Below are 17,307 nucleotides of genomic sequence, written 5' to 3'. Positions count from 1 at the left end.
ACCCCTACCCTTGAAAGGAGGGCTAGGGTGGGGTAAAACCTTGGTTAATCAGCTATTTCAGACTTGTGTGTACACCGTAGTTTGCAAGGGGAGGGTTAGGGTGGGGTAAAAACCAGATTCGTAAACTACTTCAGACTTGTGTGTACACCGTAGCCTTTTGAAGGAGGGTTAGGGGAGATCGAAAAGTGCCTAAAGTCACGGCGAAACACTTGTCAAATAAGCTTTTAGGTTGACATACTTACTTACCCAGTATTTCTAATAATGCTTGACGATAAATTTTTAGACCCTCTGCATTCAGATCGTCACCATCACTGGTCAAATTTTCTTTAAGAACATTATTTTCATACAAGGGTGCTAGTCCTGCTGCTGCAACTGGCACTTTTTCTGTTTCAGCAACTTGATTAATCAGAACATTAATTTGTTCAACTCTAGAAAGTGGGGCTGCTACAGTTGGATCTGAGCTTGCTGCAACTGTTGAATAAAAAGCCGGAATGAGAAAAATCTCTTTATTTCCCATTGTTCGCACAAGTGCGATCGCCTCTTGGAGATTTTTGCTAAACAACTCATCACTAATTCCATACCAAGCATCATTTCCACCTATGGCAATAATAGCTTTTTCGCATTTCACCTTAGTAGGAATTAAACTTTTCAGTTGTTCCAATAATGAGATTGTACTCAGACCATTTAACCCAAAATTAAAAGTACCACTCCCAAGGGTATTACCAAGTCCAGCCGAAATAGAATCGCCAAATAAGCAACCGGAGAATTGTTTATCTTGGGCTGCGAGTGTCTGATATTGCAGTGCAATTTTTCCTAAAGGTGAAGTACTTACGTTGTCCTTTGGTGGTGCATCAGCAGAACTAGAAGAAGAATTTGCCATGCCAACTAGCCGGGAAATTTTTGACACGTCAACAACTAGTTGATTACTAGGATAAGCTTCTAGAAAGCTGGTTATGCCTAGACCTTCTGGTGATTTTGATCCTAAAATCAAGGCAGATCGTAGTGCTTGTGTACTGGCTTGATCGCGACGAGCGATCGCACTAGAAGCAAAAGATAAAATTTGCTTGCCCATTCCTGTGTTGAGCAGCTTATCTAAAGCCACAATATCAAGAGACATTTTTACCTGAAGGGCATCTTGAAACTTCTGTTTCTCCTTAGCGCTTAGGTAATCTAGGAAAGATTGCAAATCGCTAGAAGCCTTTTGTGTCTTGTCATAGTTGCGTATATCTGCCACCGGGATCGATTGCTCAAACAATCCGTACCTGACAGTAACTTTTTCGGCTGCCAAACTAGGCAACAAACCAAGTCCACTATGCAGCAGTAAAAATATTAGGCACCCACATAGGCTTATTAGAAGACGATAGAAATATTTCATCACAAAATATAAAAATAGATAGTCAATAGTTAATAGTCAAGAGTCAAGGGTCAAAAGTCAAGTCGCTTCTCTACGAGACGCTGCGCGAACACTCCAATTAAAAATTAAAAATTATTAATTAAAAATTGCAAGACGCTCTCTACGAGACGCTGCGCGTAGCTTGCTTCTCTGTAAGAGTACGCGGACTCGCTTGCCGCCGGCGCTATCAGTAGGGGCTTGTACCCCAAATTAATTAATTAAAAATTAAGAACAATAATTTTTAATTAAAAAAAGGTCAAGGGTATAGCCATTTTCAATCCGGTGAGGTGCAGGTATGCAAATAGAATGCGACAAATAAACCATCTTGTAGAGACGCGATGAATCGCGTCTTTACCCAAGGATGTGTTGCAATTATTAATTGAATTGGTATGAGGTCAAATTTGGGAATACTCAATCCAGTAGGTGTGAGGATGGAACGGTGGTAGAAGAAGGTGCATATTGGCTAGCTTGGGCACAAATTTCTGGAATTGGCCCGGTATTATTGCGACGGCTGCAACAGCATTTTGGTACGCTGGCAACTGCTTGGAACGCTACCAAGGCACAATTGGGAGAAGTGGAAGGTTTTGGTTTGCAAACATTAGAAAAAGTAGTACAACAGCGATCGCGTTTGCAACCAGAACAACTATTCACCAAGCACCAGCAGGAAAACTCTCATTTCTGGACACCAGCAGATGCAAATTATCCCCGCTTACTGCTGGAAACTCCAAGTCCGCCGCCGATTTTGTACTATCGCGGTGAAGTCGAACTCCAAGAAAATCTCGGACAAAAACCACTGGTTGGAATTGTTGGAACACGCCAACCCTCAGAATACGGTATTCGTTGGACTCGCCAAATTAGCACAGCTTTGGCTAAAAATGGCTTTACAGTTGTTTCTGGAATGGCAGAGGGAATTGACACAGAAAGCCATAGCGCCGCTATGAAAGCAGGTGGACGCACGATCGCAGTTTTGGGAACTGGTGTAGATGTCATCTATCCACATAAAAATCGGGATTTGTATCAGCAGATTTTGACAGCTGGGTTAGTTGTGAGTGAGTATCCGACAAAAACCCCACCCGATCGCACGCACTTTCCCCGTCGTAACCGAATTATTGCAGGTTTAAGCCGCGCCATCTTGGTCATGGAAGCACCGTTAAAGTCTGGTGCTTTAATAACAGCCACCTATGCAAATGAATTTGGTAGAGATGTCTATGCATTACCTGGAAGACTTGATGATTACCCCTCACAAGGGTGCTTAAAGTTACTGAGTCAGGGAGCTTCTTTCATTCTTAAGGAACTAGATGAACTGTTAAAAATGCTAGGAGCAATACCACAACTTGATGGAGTCGAGGCTTCCATAGCACCAGAACAGTTAAGTTTGCCAACTTTATCACCAGAATTACAAAGGGTAATGGATGCGTTCGCAAGTGAAGCTTTACCCTTCGATTTTATTGTCCAACAAACCAGTATGGCTGCTGGCTCAGTTTCCAGTGCTTTGTTACAGTTGGAACTTATGGGTTTCGTTTCGCAACTACCAGGAATGCGCTATCAAAAAAGTTAAGAGTTAAAAAACAACATTTTCCAAGCATCGCTCTTGAGGAAAACTTTGCGATTTACTGAATGTACGTCCCTGTTAACATCTTTGTAGCAGAAATTTCGTTAACTTGTATAAATCATACTTATAACCGATGGCAAACAGGACACAAAACTGATGAAATAAGGTTAGTCTTGCGAATTTGGAGTAATGACAGACAGCGTTTTAATTCTTGGTGGACGAGGGCGGATTGGTAGTAGTGTTGCTCAGGATCTAGCTACCCATACGCAGGCAAAAATTACAATTACTGGACGTTCTGCGGAGTTTGGCAAAGCTGTTAGCTTGTCTTCGGGAGGACAAGTGCAGTTTTTGATATTGGACTTAGTAGAAGTTGACAAGCTGCGAGATGCGATCGCAAACTCTAACTTAGTCATCCATTGTGCTGGGCCATTTCACTATCGAGATACTAATGTTCTCGAAACCTGTATTGCTCAGGGCGTTAATTATCTAGATGTCAGCGATCATCGCTCTTATACCAGCAAGGCTCTCAGTCATCATGAACAAGCTGCTGCTGCTGGTGTGACAGCAATTATTAATACTGGTATTTTCCCTGGCATTTCTAATAGTATGGTACGGCAGGGAGTTGAACAATTTGATCAACCAGAAAAGATCCATTTAAGTTATTTAGTTTCTGGTTCTGGTGGTGCTGGCATTACAGTGATGCGGACAACTTTTCTAGGATTGCAGTATCCTTTTGAGGCTTGGATAGATGGAAAATGGGAAATAGTCAAGCCTTACAGTGAAAGGGAAGTAGTTGAGTTTCCATCCCCATATAGACGTAGCGGGGTTTACTGGTTTGATATGCCAGAAACCTTTACACTGCCCCATGCTTTCCCATCAGTAAAAACTGTAATTACTAAGTTTGGCTCTGTTCCCGATTTTTACAATCATCTAACTTGGATTGCAGCACACATTTTTCCCAAGTGGTTAATGCAGCGACGTTACATGATTGAATTTCTATCTCATGTCAGCCACTCAATGACAGATGTCACTAATAATTTTAGTGGAATTGGGGTAGCAGTTCGTTCAGAAGTGACAGGGCAAAAAAATGGTAAAACTGCTGTTTATTGTTCAACTATAGTGCATGAAAATACAGCTATGGCTTCTGGTTGTGGCACAGGTAGTATTGCCCAATTATTGCTAGAAGGCAAACTCAATAAACCAGGTGTTTTTGCTGTGGAAGAAGCACTACCAACAAATTTATTTGAAGAGGCAATGCAAAGCCGAGGAATTAAAATTAATTACAGTTGGTTATAGCTAAATACGCTTGGGTTAAGAGGATGTTTTAAAAGTCCTCTTATTGGTATCAAAAGTTTTAGATCCCCCTAAATCCCCCTTAAAAAGGGGGACTTTAATTCCGGTTCCCCCCTTTTTAAGGCTACGGTGTATACACAAGTCTGAAATAGCTGAAAAACCCAAGGTTTTACCCCACCCTAACCCTCCCCTTGCAAAGGGGAGGGAACTAGATTTCTTTTTCCCCCCTTTCCAAGGGGGGATTAAGGGGGGTAATTCGACTTGTGTATACACGGTAGCCTTTTTAAGGGGGGTTAGGGGGGATCAACAAGTGCTTAAAATCACAGCCAAAGACTTTTCAAACAACCTCTAAGGCCTACTGGCAACAATTTTGGTTTTTCGAGACGCGATAAATCGCCGTCTCTACAAGTTTTTTCATGCCTAACTGAACCGTATTGGGGTTAGGGAGAGCTATTTAGGGTAAAATCCCACTAAGCTAAAAAAAGGAACTATAACTAAAAATTAATATATCCTGCGGTAGAAGTAATAACTGTACTTAAACATTTAGTATGCCTGTGAGTCTTGAGTATCGAATCTATTTATACATGGAAAAGACTCATAAATAAAATGGGAGGATTTCTCAATGCAAAAAATTGTATTAACTTTCAAACAAGCATTTTCTAGTATTTTGGTTGTTGGCTTGATGGTTTTCATCAGCTTGTCAGGTTCATTTATTGTCGGTCAGCAAGCTAGTCATGCAACTACTCTTGAAGAATTGAAGCTAATACCTCCAGACTACAAACCAAATTCTGAAGAAAAAGTTAATCGTGCTTATGAATATGACCCAGGTGTTGGCATTCGAGAAGAAGATCGACAAAAAGCTTATGAGCAAGCAAAAAAAGATTCAACCAACCTTAATACTATTGAGAAGGCTTACGAAAGGAATTTGAAGGCTGAGAAAGAACAAAATCCTCCGGAAAGTTTTGGTGAAAAAGCGAAAGAAGTGATTGAAAAAGTGACAGGTAAATAGTCAATAAAATTAAATTGTAGGTTGTGTAATCGCCGATAATAAGGCACAAAAATTTAAGGTGCGTTAGCTTTTGGCATAACACACCCTACATTTATGAAGCAGTTTTTCTTTGATTACTAAGATTGTGTTCATACCACTTCATTAATGGAGTTGCACTAATTCCATGCACAATTACAGAGACTACAATCGTAGTATAAGTTATCCAGGCAATTTGTTCGGCAGCTTCACCTTTTAAGCCATGACCAAAGGCATAGGCGAGATAGTATAAAGAGCCAACACCGCGAATACCAAACCATCCAAATAACAAACGAGTTCCTGGATGCATACTTCTACGGCGTGATTCTAGAGGGCTTTTACCTATTGTGCTAATCCAAACTCCTAAAGGTCTGATGATCAAAAATAATGAAATTATCACTATCAAAGATTGCACAGCATAATTGAGCATTGGTTGCAATAATAATATTGAACCCAATAGTAAAATTGTTCCAACTTCTAGGAGCTTTTCAAGTCGCTCAATAAATTCTAATTGTGCTAGCGGCTTTTCAGGATTTTTATAACTGCGTTGGACGACTAAACCAGCTACAAATACTGCCAGAAATCCATAGCCATTAACTACTTCTGTTAATGAATAAGTTAACAAAATTATGCTGATGGCAATAAAATCTTCCATGATTTTATCGGAAGGGAGACGCTTTTGAATTTTTTCGTCAATCCAAACTATTGATTTAGCAACAGCAATTCCCATAATAATACCAACTGCGATCGCCCAAATTAAATCAACCGTAATCCACTGTTGAAACCAGTTACTCCAGTTATCATCTTCTAATGCATGAATGCCAAAATAAACGAAGGGAAAAGCTAAAGCATCATTTAATCCACCTTCAGAAGTTAAACCAAATCTCAACTCATCTTGGTCGTTTGTATTGGTCAGTTGTACTTCTGATGCTAAGACTGGATCTGTTGGTGCGAGAATTGCCCCTAATAAAATTGCTTCTCCCCAATTCATTCCTAAAAACAATTTACCTACAGCAGCCAAAGCAAAAATTGAAATTGGCATCAGAAAGACAATTAATCGCACCGTAATATCCCAAACCTTTAACCTTAATGGGCGAACAATTTTTAAGCCGCAGCTAAATACAGAAATAATTACTACCAGTTCTGTTAATCTCTCTAATAATTCGGCGTTGAAAGCTTCATCTTGACGTAATTGAATTAGACCTAAACTATAAGGGCCTAGAAAAATGCCAACCAGTAGGTAGATAATCGCAAAAGAAAGAGGTAAGCGAGCAATTAAACCTGACGCTAATGTGACCATCAACAAAAGCAGACCAATCACAAATAGGTCAATAATATAGATATCTACCATATAGCAATTTATATAAAAATTTGGCGTTGCTTTGTAAGCTTAGTTGCAATAGCTTTTTATTAGGAATTACCTATGGGCAGATTTTCAGGGATTAGTGATTGGGGATTGGGGATTGGGGACTGGGGACTGGGGATTGGCTGCCAAGTTGGAGAGGACGCGCTTTGATTATTAGCCTCTCGATTCAAATAAAGCCCCCAAAACAATGGGATCTAGCACGGGAATATACCTAATGCACGCCTCTGCACTACTACTAATGGTCTAAATCTCCTACTTTCTCACTCAGATATTGCCCATATTAGTACAAATATACTATAATATAGAGAGCGTCCACAAAGCCTAGCCAAATGCATAATGGCTCTGTGAAAACCTTCTGGAAGATGGATTCAAGGGTTAGTTCGATGATGAAGCATTATATTCTCAACCTCAATCCGACTGCCAAGCATGAATGGGATCGGTGTATTTTACGTGACCCGCTGACTGCCAAACGCCCAGACATTGCTAAACTAATTGCCGAAGCAGTTGGTGCTGATACAGGTAGTTATTTGGTGAGTGTGAATATCGAAGTTCAAGTTTTGCAGCAAGCCGCAGTACCTCAAGCTGAACAACTCTCGCTTTCATTTCCAGAGGTGAGTGTGCCGTCACAACCACAACTGCGGGAAGCGGCTTGATGCGATCGCATCGCCTAGAATATCTGCATTACTAAGTTCGTAGTCAGGACTAAAGTCTTGACTACGAACTTTTATAACCACTCATAATTAACGAGACAGACGACTATAGGAATCCGCTTTGATTTCTGAACTAATTTGCGTAGGCAGGCAATAGGCAATAGGCAATAGGCAATCTTGCTACAGTCAAGAAGGCTTCTTAGTTGTACTGAGTTTTTTCAGAAATCAAATATGAGTCCCTATAGTACCGCACAGCGTAAATAAGCCACCCGTTTTAAGAGTCAGTTAATAGTGGTTTGAAAATACCTTGATTGCAGTTTACTACAACGACAATAAAGACTTTTTACCCGACTTTTGCAACCCCATTACATAAAACTGCCGACTTCAGCCGACTGACAAAAGGAAGTGCGATCGCTTAGGCTATTGGGCATAGAGATAACAAATTAAGTATAAAAATATGCTTAACACCCTCAGCCCAATCACAGAAGACTTAGCAGGTCAAAGCTATCACAGTCCTCATTACTTGCAAACACAGCGCCGCATTCGTTCCCTTATAGACAAATATATTGCAGTCGAAAAACTACATGAGCGTCTGCAAGATTTACCGATACAGTTTGCCAATCCCCAACCGCGTCCCTGGAAACCCATTGATTGGCAAACAATTAACCGCAATCAAATTATCGGTTTAGACGCAGAGGTATTTTTATCTATCTTGATAGGTGCGATGGATACAGAAGCGCCCATTCGCGGCTATACCCAAACAAGTCGGCAGTATTTAGAAAAATTGCATCCTCAGATGGCTCGGTTTGTTGGTGGAACTATTGGTAAAGATGGCGAATTGCTGGAACTTGGTTTGTGGGAAAAAGAAGAACGTCAGCACACACCAGCATTAATCAAAATCTACACCCAATTAACAGGCGAGAAAATTACCCCAAAATTTCGGACTGTTAGAAGCTATCTTCCCACAGATGACGCTTACGAAGACTTATATCGCCACGGCTTACACCGCATTGCCACAGAATACGGTGCAACCTGTCTTTATATTTGGCTCATGGCTCATACCACTGGCGCACTCCAGGATGTTTTAGAGGAATTAGCACAGGATGAAATCAACCACATGACCAAATTCTGGGGGTTTGGAGTCTGGACTTTTCCTGATACTGGGTTGATACGAATTGGACGCACGCTAATCAAAACGCAATCGCCAAACTATCAACGTAACAACCTCATGCGTACTCTCCGCCGCATGATGGGTACACTCAACTGGAATGCTTGGTCATTAACCAACAAAACAACTCTCTTCTTCACCTTCGCCTACACAATGCATCATCTGTGGAGTTGGAACAACACCCTCACACCAAAATATTTGCAAGATTTATTTGAAATTACTCATTAAGAAATAACAAAGGATAAATGACAAATGACAAATGACAAATCAGCCGATTTAAACCCCCAAAAAATACCCCAACATATCGCCGTGATCATGGATGGTAACGGACGATGGGCAACCAGTCGAGGATTACCGCGCATCGCCGGACATCGCCAAGGAGCAAAAACACTCAAAGAACTATTACGTTGTTGCAAAGATTGGGGAATCAAAGCGTTGACAGCCTACGCTTTCTCAACAGAAAATTGGCAGCGTCCCGTTGAAGAAGTGAATTTTCTGATGCTGTTGTTTGAGCGATTACTACGCCGCGAGTTAGCTCAGATGCATCGTGAAGGAGTACGAATCTCGTTTATTGGAGATTTATCGGCTTTACCCAAGTCTCTACAGACGGAAATGGAACGTTCAATGAAAGAGACGTTGAACAATCAAGCAATCCACTTTACTGTTGCAGTCAACTACGGTAGCCGCAACGAAATTACCAGAGTTTGCCGTCAAGTAGCTCAACTGGTGGAACAGGGCAAACTCAGCGCCCAAGAAGTGAATGAAAGTCTTTTAGAACAACACCTCTACACCGCAGATACTCCAGAACCCGATTTACTGATTCGTACTAGTGGTGAGATGCGATTGAGTAATTTTCTCTTATGGCAAATGGCTTATACAGAGATGTATTTCACGGACATTTTTTGGCCAGATTTTAATAGAGAAGCATTTTATCAGGCTTTGTTGAGCTATCAAAATCGCGATCGCCGTTTTGGTCAAGTTAAAGCTTCACTGTCAGCTTAAGCTATCTGGAAAACCTTTCTCCTGAAATGAGAGAGACTTTGAATTTCTCCCCTTTCCCAACGCGGAAAGGGGTTAGGTTTTTTGCTGCTATGAAGCATAAAGTAAAAGCACCCACATTACCAGGATGGTATATGAGCGCTAAAAAATTTAAACATTATTGAGGATAATCTATCTGCTATGACAGACCGAAGTAACTATAAGAATAGCAGGCGGTGGGTAAATAAACTGCAAGGGTAGTTACAAATGTTTTGTTAAAAATATTACTTACTGTAAGGTATTGCGTATTTTTTTAAAGCGTGGTATGTATCATCCTCTAAAAATTTTCTTTATGCGATCGCTAAAGCTTCTCTGGGATGAAACTGGTTAACAATCCCAAGATAAATGATTTCCGTCCTTTTCCTCCCGATCTTCCCTACACTCCAAATTAATTTTTTGGGTAAATTACTCTTTGCTAGGTATTGAGCCTCTCATCTCGGCTAAATACCTAAATTCTTTATCATAAAATCAGACGGATGTAATTATTCTTTTGCCAATAGTAATTATCAAAACTCTCAATATGATTATTTGTTAATTCTTTCTCAAAATAGTATTTACTATAATTTAATACTTGCGATATAAGCTGATTTTGCGGTAAGTCAATTCAGAAAAAATCCTGATATCGAAAATTTAAAGTTAGCAAGATTCTTTCGCTAAATCTACTTTAAATTTACTTATCAATCAATTTTAAAATCGCAATTAATTTTTACCATATTATATGCGTCAGGAGTTTTCATGGCAAAATATCTACTAGCTTCTGCTAGTGGGATGGGATTTATATGCTTAATTGCCGGGTTATCACCTGTGCAAGCCCTTCCTAATTTAGAAATTGCAGATAAAAACTTAGCTATTAATCAAAATGATAGCAATTATCAAAAAAATGATTCTCATCAAAGCAACTTGACAAATAGTATCTCCAGTGAATTGCTGATAGCTAATGAGAATCAAATAAATCAAGATTCAGGAGTAGATTCTGCTGTTAAGTTTCAACAGCCACTCACACCAAAATCGATAAATTCATCTTCATCCTCAGACAAACTTGCACAAGTAACATCTGTATCCCAATTATCTGATGTACAACCGACCGATTGGGCTTTTCAGGCACTACAATCTTTGGTTGAGCGCTATGGTTGCATTGCAGGTTATCCCAATCAAACCTATCGCGGTAATCGGGCGATGACTCGCTATGAATTTGCTGCTGGCTTAAATGCTTGTTTAGAACGAATCAACGAACTGATTGCCACTGCAACTGGTGATTTGGTTAAGAAAGAAGATTTAGCCACGTTACAGAAACTACAAGAACAATTTACGGCGGAATTGACAACATTGCGGGGTCGAGTAGATGCTGTAGAAGCTCGTACCGCAGAACTAGAAGCAAATCAATTTTCTACAACTACTAAACTTAATGGAGAAGTAATTATTGCTGGTGTTGGTGCTACCGGCGGCGCTCCTAATGACAGTGACCCGAACATCATCCTAGTCAATAGAGTGCGATTAAATCTCACCACTAGCTTTACTGGTAAAGATTTATTAATTACTGGATTGCAAGCCTATAACTTTTTGGGTGGAGTCGATGGACAAGGTAGCCTGCAACAAAGTTTAGGATTAGCTGCACCCCTTTTAAGTTCTAGTAGCGCTCGTACCAGTTTTGAGCCGCAATTTCCAGGCTTAAATGTCAATACTTTGTCGAGTGTTGGCGCGAACGATGTTCAGCTTTACAAATTGCTGTATATCTTTCCCGTCGCGAATAAATTAACCTTGTTTGCTGGAACTGCGGCAGAAACATCAGATGCTTTCCCAGCAGTTACACCTTTTTATGGCGAAGGACAAGAGTCAATTTCTCGTTTTGCAGGCTTAAATCCTGTGGTACGGATTTCTGGTGGAACTTCGGGTACTGGTTTAGCATCGGCGGCGGGATTTATTTATAGTATTTCCCCGAATTTGGATTTACGAGCTTTATACGGTAGCGTCAATGCCAATTTACCCCAAAAATCTGCTGATGAGGTACTACCAGGAGTTTCTACGACACCTTTGGGAGGTGGTTTATTTAGTGGGAGTAGTGTTGTTGCTGCACAGTTAACCTTCAAGCCCAGTCCTGACTTAGATATTGGTCTAAACTATGCCAATAGTTATCACGAAATCAATATTTTAGGTACTGGATTAATTAGTGGTGATGTTGGTGCTTTAGCTGGTGTTGACGCTGGGACACCCGTCAAACTCAACTCCTTTGGGGGTACAGTAACATGGCGATTTTCTCCCAAAATAGCCTTATCTGGCTACGGTGCAGCATTATTTATTGATGATTCTTCTGATAGCGTGAATGCTTCCACCACTTTTACAAGTTGGATGGTGGGAGTTCACTTCAGAGATTTATTCAAGTCAGGGAACAATGCCGGGATTATTTTTGGTCAGCCGCTTTACCGTACTGATACTGGTGGTTCTGCTCAACTTACCCCCACAGGCGACAATCGGGCAACTCCTTACCATTTAGAAGGCTATTATCGCTTTCAAGTTAGCGATAATATCAGCATTACCCCTGGTGCGTTTGTTCTCTTTAACCCAGAAGGTAACAGCAACAATGAGACTACGACTGTAGGTGTACTTCGGACTACTTTTACATTCTAACAAGACCTCCAAATAGCCATGCCATCATTTTCCACACCATAACTAGCAAGCGAATATCCTCCTAAAAGTAACACTCCTGAAAAGGAGTGTTGAGGATAAAATAATCACTAAATAAATAAGTAGAAAGTCGGTGGACGATTATCAAATAATAATATTTTTTGCTCAAAATATGTTATGCAAAACTGTTGCGATGCTTAGTTTGGGCAACGCCTACACTACTCTAAAAATAAAGTGCGTAACCCATAAGACATATAGTCTCACACATAACCTAATTGTTTCTTTTACCTGAGTTTTTACTTTGATTTGAAAGTTGGTGCTTTTGTATAACCTGCTCAATTTGGCAAGTCACTGCATTTATTCTGTGTTTAACCTTATCAAAATCAAGATTTACCCAAATATAGGCTTTGTTAAATTTTTCTTGGTTACTATCCATGTATTGCTTTTATTGTCAAGACATTTTATGATATCTATACAATATAGCCATCTCAATTTCTAAACTACTTTCTCTAGAGGTATAAGTAAATATGCTTAATATTTACTTAAGGTTTTATTCGCCATCTACTGAAAGAGACGCGAAGTATCGCGCCTCTAAGAAGCAAAACCCAAATTATCAGTATTAACTTAAATCTTTGTTTGTAGATATTGCACCAACTGCGGTGCTTGCATCACTCCCTCTATCCGATCCACAGGCTTACCTTGCTTAAACAGTACGAGGGTTGGGAGAGAGGCAATTTTATACTGACTGGCCAAGTCTGTGTATTTTTCTGTATCGATTTTGACAATTCGTAGGCGATCCTTAAGTTGGGCATTGACTTGCTCTAAAATTGGCACCATCATCTGACAGGGGCCACACCAGTCAGCGTAAAAATCTACTAATACAGGCACATCAGAAGCGGATAGCATATCATCAAAACTGTTAAATTCTTTTTTAGTTGCCATTGTGACACACGCCGATTTTCAATTGTTTGTTTCAATAGTAATTCTTAGAAAATAAAATAGGTATAGGATTATAGGTTTTTGTTGGGAAAAGATTAGATTAGTTAATATAGACTGATTTACCAGCTAAAAAACTTAAATAATTATAATAAAATACATATACTATTTGAGTTTATGCATATCCATTAGATATGTATTTAAACCTATTGTGACTAACCGAATAATTATAGAGGCCTCACGAGAGCGATTTCTACGACGGGCTATTCGGTGGTGCAGCTATAAATAAATCAGCAATATATTGCTTCAAGTTATTCATCTATTAACAAAAAACAACTCATATAGGAATCCGCTTTGATTTCTGAACGAATTTGCGTAGACAGGCAATAGGCAATCTTGCTACAGGCAACGGGAAAGAAGGCTTCTTAGTTATACTGAGTTTTTTCAGAAATAAAATATGAGTCCTATAGATATTTAAACGACGTAGAACTTTATCTATTTAGATATCTAATTTGCATCATGCCAGCAAGATTGTCATCCTGCAAGAGTTAGATTTTATCTAGACAATATTCAGATGTTCCCGAAATCACCATAAGATAATTAGCGCGGTATTTCTAAGATTGAGGAACATTAAATGACACTATTACAAGATAAAGTCGCAATTGTGACAGGTGCTTCACGAGGAATTGGACGAGCGATCGCAATTGAATTAGCCTCACAAGGAGCGATCGCAGTTGTCAATTATGCCAGTTCTAGCGCTGCGGCTGAGGCAGTTGTTACAGAAATTACAGAAGCGGGAGGTCAAGCGATCGCTATCCAGGCAGACGTTTCTAAAAGCGATCAAGTAGACACACTAGTTAACACCGTCATGGAAAAGTTCAGCCGTGTGGATATCTTAGTCAACAACGCAGGTATTACTCGTGACACACTGCTTTTACGTTTGAAGCCAGAAGATTGGCAAGCTGTGATAGACCTTAATTTAACTGGTGTTTTCTTATGTACACGCGCCGCCAGTAAAATTATGCTCAAGCAGCGATCGGGGCGGATTATCAACATTACCTCCGTTGCTGGGCAAATGGGCAACCCAGGTCAGTCAAACTACAGCGCCGCTAAAGCAGGTGTAATCGGCTTCACCAAAAGCGTTGCTAAAGAACTAGCTACACGCGGTATCACCGTTAACGCCGTCGCCCCTGGATTCATCACCACCGATATGACCAGCGATCTCAACAACCCCGAAGATATTCTGAAATACATTCCACTCGGCCGCTTCGGTCAACCTGAAGAAGTCGCTGGGATGGTGCGCTTCCTCGCCGCCGATCCTGCCGCCAACTACATCACCGGACAAGTCTTTAACGTCGATGGCGGTATGGTCATGGCGTAATTCATCAAATTCAATTGTAGAGACGCGATGAATTGCGTCTCCAGCATTTTCCCAGTGTGTGTTAACCCAAAAGCGTAATGTAAGCTACGGTGTATACACAAGTCCTTCTCACCCCAATACTTGTCGGGTTTTGGGGAAAAGGGTAAGGGGTAAGGGGAAAGAAAAAACCTTTAACCTTTACCCTTTACCCTTTTCCCCAAACCCAATTCCGAGTTCAAAATGCTTTACCCATGCAGTATTGCTTCTCACCCCCTCTAACTCTCCCTTACTAAGGCAGGGCTGATTCATTTCCCAAAGAGCTTTAAAAATCAAGGGTTCTCGCGATTAAAAATTAGTGGTTTTGTTACCGACGTGCTGATGAAACCAACTATCTTACTGATACATAAATTATGATACAGTACCATTCTGGTTAAGAAGATTGCCACACAATCTTTATTAACCAAGTTTCGTTAGGATATTGTAACCTGGGCAATAGCGACTCTCTATTGATGTGACACCAGGCAATCGCTTTTTCACATCCATGACAACAACCATCGACTTTCTCAGTCACCTTAACCCTAGTCAACGTCAAGCTGTCGAACACTACTGTGGCCCGTTGCTAGTTGTTGCTGGCGCAGGTTCCGGTAAAACACGAGCACTGACTTATCGGATTGCCAATCTGATTCTGAAACACCGTGTTGATCCAGAAAATATCCTGGCTGTTACTTTTACCAACAAAGCCGCGCGGGAAATGAAAGACCGGGTTCAACGGCTGTTTGCTGAACAACTGGCGATGAAACAACACGGTCAGCGGTTGGATTTGTTGACAGAATATCAACAAACGCAACTGCGATCGCAAGTTTACAAAAGCACTATCAAGGATTTGTGGTGTGGCACTTTCCACAGTCTATTTTCTCGTATTCTCCGTTTTGATATTGAAAAATACGTAGACGAAAAAGGACGGCGTTGGAATCGTAATTTCTCTATTTTTGATGAATCAGATGTGATGACTCTGATTAAAGAAATTGTTAATAAACAGCTAAATTTAGACGATAAGAAGTTTGACGCTCGCTCCGTCCGTTATGCTATTAGTAACGCTAAAAATCAAGGTTTATCGCCCCAAGAATTTGAGCAAGATCAACCAAATTATCGCGGACGGGTAATTGCCCAAGTTTACAATTTATATCAAGATAAATTAGCAGAAAACAACGCTCTCGATTTTGACGATCTAATTCTTGTGCCGACTAGATTATTTCAGCAAAACGAGCAAGTATTGGGTTATTGGCATCGGAAGTTTTGCCATATCCTCGTAGATGAATATCAGGATACTAATCGCACTCAGTATCAACTCATCCACTTATTAGTGACTAACGGCGAAACCAAAAAGAGCGAATGGGAATGGCAAAATCGCTCAGTTTTCGTTGTTGGCGATGCAGATCAATCAATTTATAGCTTTCGGATGGCAGATTTCACCATCTTGCTGGGATTTCAGGAAGACTTTGGTGATGGTTTAGTGGATGATGACACCCAAACGATGGTTAAGTTGGAAGAAAACTATCGTTCTTGTGAAAATATTCTGCAAGCGGCTAATGAATTAATTGAAAATAACACCCAACGGATTGATAAAATCCTGAAAGCGACGCGGGGGCCGGGTGAGCAGATTACTTGTCACAAAGCCGATGAAGAACTTGCAGAAGCGGCATTTGTAATTAATCAAATTAGCACTTTAGAAAACCAAAATCCAGAGTTAGACTGGGGTAGTTTTGCCATACTTTATCGGACAAATGCCCAATCTCGACCATTTGAAGAATTGTTGGTGAAATATCAAATTCCTTACACAGTTGTGGGAGGAATGAGATTTTACGATCGCAAAGAGATCAAAGATGTCATCGCATATTTAAGAGCGATCGCTAACCCATCTGATACAGTCAGTTTATTACGAGTTATCAATACTCCCCGCCGAGGAGTTGGCAAAACCACTATTGATGCTTTGATGAACGCCTCCCAACAATTAGGCACAACCCTGTGGGAAATACTCAGCGACGAAACATCAGTTAATACATTAGCTGGACGAGCGACAAAAGCTGTAAATAACTTTGCCGCCATGATTAGCCGTTGGCAAGCACAAATCGGCACGCTTCCCGTGACTGAGGTTTTGCAAGGAATATTAGAAGATTCTGGTTACGTTCAAGACTTGATGAGTCAAGGCACAGATGAAGCCACAGATCGGGTACAAAACGTCCAGGAACTTTATAACGCAGCACTGCAATTTCAAGAAGAAAATGAAGAGGTTTCCCTCCGAGACTTTCTGAGTAGCGCCGCCCTCAGTTCCGATTTGGATAACTTAAAAGAAGGGCAAACAGCCGTTTCATTGATGACTTTGCACGCTTCCAAAGGTTTAGAATTTCCCGTAGTATTTTTGGTGGGATTAGAACAAGGACTATTTCCCGGCTATCGTTCGCTGGGTGATCCTGCATCTTTGGAAGAGGAACGCCGCCTGTGTTATGTGGGGATTACTCGCGCTCAAGAAAGGTTGTATTTATCACACGCGCGGGAACGTCGTTTGTATGGTTCTCGTGAACCTGCGATGCGATCGCAATTTCTCGACGAATTACCAGAAGAGTTATTATCTACCAAACGCGCAAGCCGTCAAAGTTATACCAAAAGCGCTTCTACTTCTAATGGTAAACAAGACTCAACACAGAATTGGCAAGTGGGCGATAGAGTATTACATAAAACTTTTGGGCTTGGTGAAATCACGCATGTATTTGGAACAGGTAATAAAATGTCTGTAGCAATTAAATTTGCCAGCTTGGGGCAGAAAATTGTTGACCCAAGAGTAGCACAGTTGCAAAAAGTTTGAAAATAAAACCATAGATTCCCAACTTTTCAAAAAAGTAGGGAA

13 protein-coding genes are annotated in these 17,307 nt (G+C 40.6%); 9 read left to right on the top strand and 4 right to left on the bottom strand.

From position 1 onward, the window contains the following. Positions 1–238 precede the first annotated feature (238 nt). Positions 239–1,297: an SGNH/GDSL hydrolase family protein gene (locus A4S05_RS08075; protein ID WP_256090870.1), complete on the bottom strand. Its 1,059-nt coding sequence runs from the start codon at positions 1,295–1,297 to the stop codon at positions 239–241. A 535-nt stretch (positions 1,298–1,832) separates the two neighbouring features. Between A4S05_RS08075 and dprA the strand changes: the two genes are divergently transcribed. The 3 genes from dprA (at position 1,833) to A4S05_RS08060 (ending at position 5,247) form a co-directional block, all read left to right on the top strand. Next, entirely contained in the window at positions 1,833–2,951 is a 1,119-nt protein-coding gene (gene dprA, locus A4S05_RS08070; protein WP_069069311.1) for a DNA-processing protein DprA, read from the top strand. Between the two features lie 183 nt (positions 2,952–3,134). Then, complete coding sequence (locus A4S05_RS08065; protein ID WP_069069310.1) at positions 3,135–4,241, top strand: saccharopine dehydrogenase family protein; 1,107 nt, start codon at positions 3,135–3,137, stop codon at positions 4,239–4,241. 619 nt (positions 4,242–4,860) lie between these two features. Then, positions 4,861–5,247, top strand: coding sequence for a hypothetical protein (locus tag A4S05_RS08060; RefSeq protein ID WP_084227028.1), 387 nt, complete (start codon positions 4,861–4,863; stop codon positions 5,245–5,247). Positions 5,248–5,338: 91 nt separating this feature from the next. Here the strand turns inward: A4S05_RS08060 and A4S05_RS08055 are convergent, their stop codons facing one another. After that, positions 5,339–6,613 carry a cation:proton antiporter gene (locus A4S05_RS08055; RefSeq protein WP_069069308.1) on the bottom strand — a complete coding sequence of 425 codons (1,275 nt, stop codon included), beginning with the start codon at positions 6,611–6,613 and terminating at the stop codon, positions 5,339–5,341. Between the two features lie 398 nt (positions 6,614–7,011). Between A4S05_RS08055 and A4S05_RS08050 the strand changes: the two genes are divergently transcribed. The 4 genes from A4S05_RS08050 (at position 7,012) to A4S05_RS08035 (ending at position 12,109) form a co-directional block, all read left to right on the top strand. Then, positions 7,012–7,281: a hypothetical protein gene (locus A4S05_RS08050; RefSeq protein WP_069069307.1), complete on the top strand. Its 270-nt coding sequence runs from the start codon at positions 7,012–7,014 to the stop codon at positions 7,279–7,281. Between the two features lie 454 nt (positions 7,282–7,735). Continuing rightward, positions 7,736–8,674 carry a hypothetical protein gene (locus A4S05_RS08045; RefSeq protein ID WP_069069306.1) on the top strand — a complete coding sequence of 313 codons (939 nt, stop codon included), beginning with the start codon at positions 7,736–7,738 and terminating at the stop codon, positions 8,672–8,674. 24 nt (positions 8,675–8,698) lie between these two features. Further along, on the top strand, positions 8,699–9,448 hold the full coding sequence (locus A4S05_RS08040; protein WP_069069305.1) for an isoprenyl transferase: 750 nt from the start codon (positions 8,699–8,701) through the stop codon (positions 9,446–9,448). A 771-nt stretch (positions 9,449–10,219) separates the two neighbouring features. Continuing rightward, positions 10,220–12,109, top strand: coding sequence for an iron uptake porin (locus A4S05_RS08035; RefSeq protein ID WP_069069304.1), 1,890 nt, complete (start codon positions 10,220–10,222; stop codon positions 12,107–12,109). 268 nt (positions 12,110–12,377) lie between these two features. Here the strand turns inward: A4S05_RS08035 and A4S05_RS41415 are convergent, their stop codons facing one another. Both A4S05_RS41415 and trxA read right to left on the bottom strand, forming a co-directional pair. Next, positions 12,378–12,542: a hypothetical protein gene (locus A4S05_RS41415; protein ID WP_176726949.1), complete on the bottom strand. Its 165-nt coding sequence runs from the start codon at positions 12,540–12,542 to the stop codon at positions 12,378–12,380. Positions 12,543–12,730: 188 nt separating this feature from the next. Beyond that, on the bottom strand, positions 12,731–13,048 hold the full coding sequence (gene trxA / locus A4S05_RS08030; protein WP_069069303.1) for a thioredoxin: 318 nt from the start codon (positions 13,046–13,048) through the stop codon (positions 12,731–12,733). A 628-nt stretch (positions 13,049–13,676) separates the two neighbouring features. Here trxA and fabG point away from each other — a divergent pair. Both fabG and pcrA read left to right on the top strand, forming a co-directional pair. Continuing rightward, complete coding sequence (fabG, locus tag A4S05_RS08025; RefSeq protein WP_069069302.1) at positions 13,677–14,423, top strand: 3-oxoacyl-[acyl-carrier-protein] reductase; 747 nt, start codon at positions 13,677–13,679, stop codon at positions 14,421–14,423. A gap of 520 nt (positions 14,424–14,943) precedes the next feature. Continuing rightward, positions 14,944–17,265, top strand: coding sequence for a DNA helicase PcrA (gene pcrA / locus A4S05_RS08020; protein ID WP_069069301.1), 2,322 nt, complete (start codon positions 14,944–14,946; stop codon positions 17,263–17,265). Positions 17,266–17,307: the final 42 nt, after the last annotated feature.

The sequence above is a fragment of the Nostoc sp. KVJ20 genome, assembly GCF_001712795.1.
Lineage (GTDB): Bacteria > Cyanobacteriota > Cyanobacteriia > Cyanobacteriales > Nostocaceae > Nostoc.
This window is presented reverse-complemented; position numbering and strand designations above follow the sequence as displayed.

Excerpts from the sequence above, each read along its gene's own strand:
- A4S05_RS08065 (WP_069069310.1), top strand. The coding sequence starts at position 3,135 with ATGACAGACAGCGTTTTAATTCTTGGTGGACGAGGGCGGATTGGTAGT.
- A4S05_RS08060 (WP_084227028.1), top strand. The coding sequence starts at position 4,861 with ATGCAAAAAATTGTATTAACTTTCAAACAAGCATTTTCTAGTATTTTG.
- A4S05_RS08055 (WP_069069308.1), bottom strand. The coding sequence starts at position 6,613 with ATGGTAGATATCTATATTATTGACCTATTTGTGATTGGTCTGCTTTTG.
- A4S05_RS08050 (WP_069069307.1), top strand. The coding sequence starts at position 7,012 with ATGATGAAGCATTATATTCTCAACCTCAATCCGACTGCCAAGCATGAA.
- A4S05_RS08045 (WP_069069306.1), top strand. The coding sequence starts at position 7,736 with ATGCTTAACACCCTCAGCCCAATCACAGAAGACTTAGCAGGTCAAAGC.
- A4S05_RS08040 (WP_069069305.1), top strand. The coding sequence starts at position 8,699 with ATGACAAATGACAAATCAGCCGATTTAAACCCCCAAAAAATACCCCAA.
- A4S05_RS08035 (WP_069069304.1), top strand. The coding sequence starts at position 10,220 with ATGGCAAAATATCTACTAGCTTCTGCTAGTGGGATGGGATTTATATGC.
- A4S05_RS41415 (WP_176726949.1), bottom strand. The coding sequence starts at position 12,542 with ATGGATAGTAACCAAGAAAAATTTAACAAAGCCTATATTTGGGTAAAT.
- trxA (WP_069069303.1), bottom strand. The coding sequence starts at position 13,048 with ATGGCAACTAAAAAAGAATTTAACAGTTTTGATGATATGCTATCCGCT.
- fabG (WP_069069302.1), top strand. The coding sequence starts at position 13,677 with ATGACACTATTACAAGATAAAGTCGCAATTGTGACAGGTGCTTCACGA.
- pcrA (WP_069069301.1), top strand. The coding sequence starts at position 14,944 with ATGACAACAACCATCGACTTTCTCAGTCACCTTAACCCTAGTCAACGT.